General features: G+C 37.3%; 3 protein-coding genes. All 3 read left to right on the forward strand.

Going from position 1 to position 2,449, the window contains the following annotated elements; translation table 11 throughout:
* Positions 1–345 (forward strand): DUF4139 domain-containing protein (locus AC22ZQ_RS14090; protein ID WP_318959401.1); only part of this gene is annotated, 345 nt, incomplete at its 5' end.
* Positions 346–471: 126 nt separating this feature from the next.
* Positions 472–2,076 carry a sensor histidine kinase gene (locus AC22ZQ_RS14095; RefSeq protein ID WP_318959402.1) on the forward strand — a complete coding sequence of 535 codons (1,605 nt, stop codon included), beginning with the start codon at positions 472–474 and terminating at the stop codon, positions 2,074–2,076.
* Positions 2,077–2,080: 4 nt separating this feature from the next.
* A partial coding sequence (locus AC22ZQ_RS14100) for a response regulator transcription factor (protein ID WP_318959403.1) occupies positions 2,081–2,449 on the forward strand: 369 nt, incomplete at its 3' end.

Here is a 2,449-nt window from a genome sequence, read left to right on the forward strand (position 1 = left end):
AAGGCGCTTAGAAAGTTGATTGCTCAAACCTCTCAAAAACAAATGATAGGTGCTAATAAAAAAGACACCTACGTTTATGAAGTAACCTTGAAAAACAATAGATCTGCAACGGTTGACATCAATATTTTAGACCAGATACCTGTGAGTGCATCAAGCGAAATCACAGTTGAAGCCCTTGAATATTCTGGTGCAAAATACAACATCGATAATGGAGAATTGGAATGGGATTTAAAACTTGCCCCAGGAGAAAGCAAAGTATTACGCATTTCCTTTACCGTTAAATACCCAGAAAAATTTGCTTTCAGAGTTCAACAGTTTAGAACGATTGCCTGTCCATCATTCTAAAAAATGAATAGCACACGGACTGAAAGGCACTATCAACAGGGCCTTTCAGTCGGTTTTTGCTGTTAAAAAAAGTTAAGCACAATTTTAACATTTAATCTTATTTTACCTTCGAAACAAATCTGAAGATTGAAAAAGCTGAGTTTACGAAATATTGCCTTACTTATAAGTCTAGCCATCTTGGTGTTAGTAGGTTTACAACTCTACCAATCTGTTCAGTTGTACCATCAAAAATCAGATGCTTACAGTAAGCGTATAGAGAATACGCTATCAAGTCTGGTCATTAAACATGAAAAAGCTTCAGACTTCAGGAATTACGCTCCAATTTTTGGGCAAGAATTTAGAACACAGTACAAGAGTGCGCTCATCGAAGAGTTTCAAAACCTTTTCCCGGTAGAAGAAAGTGTATCCATTACAGATACCATTATCGTAGAACAAGGTGAGCCTCAAAACTACTATTACATTTACGGTAAATCGTTCGACTCCTTGTCTGGTGTTACGGCTACACACAGCGTTCTGGTTAAGGACATGAACGATGGAAACGCGATGAAATACGCTTCATCCACTAAAGACTCCTTAGACATTGCCGGACAATTAGATAGAAGAGTAAAAACACAATTGTTTAGCAAATCCAAATTTGTGAATCAGAAGATGATAGACATCTTCCGAAACATTTCCTCGCAAACGCCGCAACAACGTATCGATTTAGCTTTTTTAGATACAGTTATTCAAAATGTATTGCGCCAAGCTAAGATCAATTCAGATTACACCTATGCCATAACGGATAAAAATGGAGATATCATTCCTTTTCCCGCTTATACGGATAAGTACGATCTTCAATTGAGTAAGAAACACACCTATGCTGCTCGTTTATTTCCGGGTAACGTATTTGACGCCGATCTCTTTCTAAATATACATTTCAATGAGATGAACGTGGAACTTTTCTCTGAAATGTGGTTAACTCTCTTGGTAAGTATACTTTTAATCTCCTTAGTGATTACCTCTTTCATTGTTCTTTTCAAAACCATCTTAAAACAAAAAAGATTATCAGAAGTAAAGAATGATTTCATCAACAACATGACCCATGAATTTAAAACGCCCATCAGTACAATTTCTTTGGCTTGTGAAGCGTTAACAGACAAAGACATGATGGCCAGTAACCCTGATGCAGTGCTTCCCTTTGTGGGAATGATCAACGATGAAAACAAACGCTTAGGAAATTTGGTAGAACGCATCTTGCAAAGTGCTGTAATTGACAAGGGTGAAATAAAATTGAAAAGAGAGGCACTTGACCTCAATGAAATTGTAAGCAAAGTAGTAGGGAAAGCGAAACTAAGGATGGATGCCAAACACGGACAATTTAAATTGAACTTAGCTCCAGGAAGCATTCCATTTACGGGAGACCACGTTCATACTACAAACATCATTTCTAACTTAGTTGATAATGCCATAAAATACTCTAAAGAACAGGCATCAATCACGATTACAACTGAAAAAACAGAAAAGTACATTCGCGTTAGCGTAGCAGATACAGGAATAGGAATTAAAGCCGAACACTTGGATAAAGTCTTTGATAAACTCTACCGTGTACCTACTGGAAACCTACATGATGTGAAAGGTTTCGGACTAGGTTTAAGCTACGTAAAAGCCATCGCCGATTTAGAAGGTTGGCAGGTTAACGCAGAAAGCACCTTTGGGAAAGGTTCAACATTTACAATAACGATCAATAAATAACGCCATGAAAAACTTAAAAATCTTATTAGCCGAAGACGACGAAAATTTAGGAACACTGCTCAACACCTTTTTAAAGGCCAAAGGATTTGATGTAGAATTAGCACGCAATGGAAAATTAGCCTTGCAGAAATTTACAGAAGCAGAGTTCGACTTCCTTATCTTCGATGTAATGATGCCAGAAATGGATGGATTTACCTTGGCTAAAGAGATCCGAGAATTAGATAAAAAAACTCCCATACTTTTCCTTACCGCAAAAAGTATGAAGGAAGACAAGTTAGAAGGATTTAAAATTGGTGCCGATGATTACCTTACCAAGCCCTTCAGTATGGAAGAGTTATTGGCGCGTATTGAAGCAATTTTAAGAAGAACAGCA

This window comes from Lishizhenia sp. (assembly GCF_057456495.1).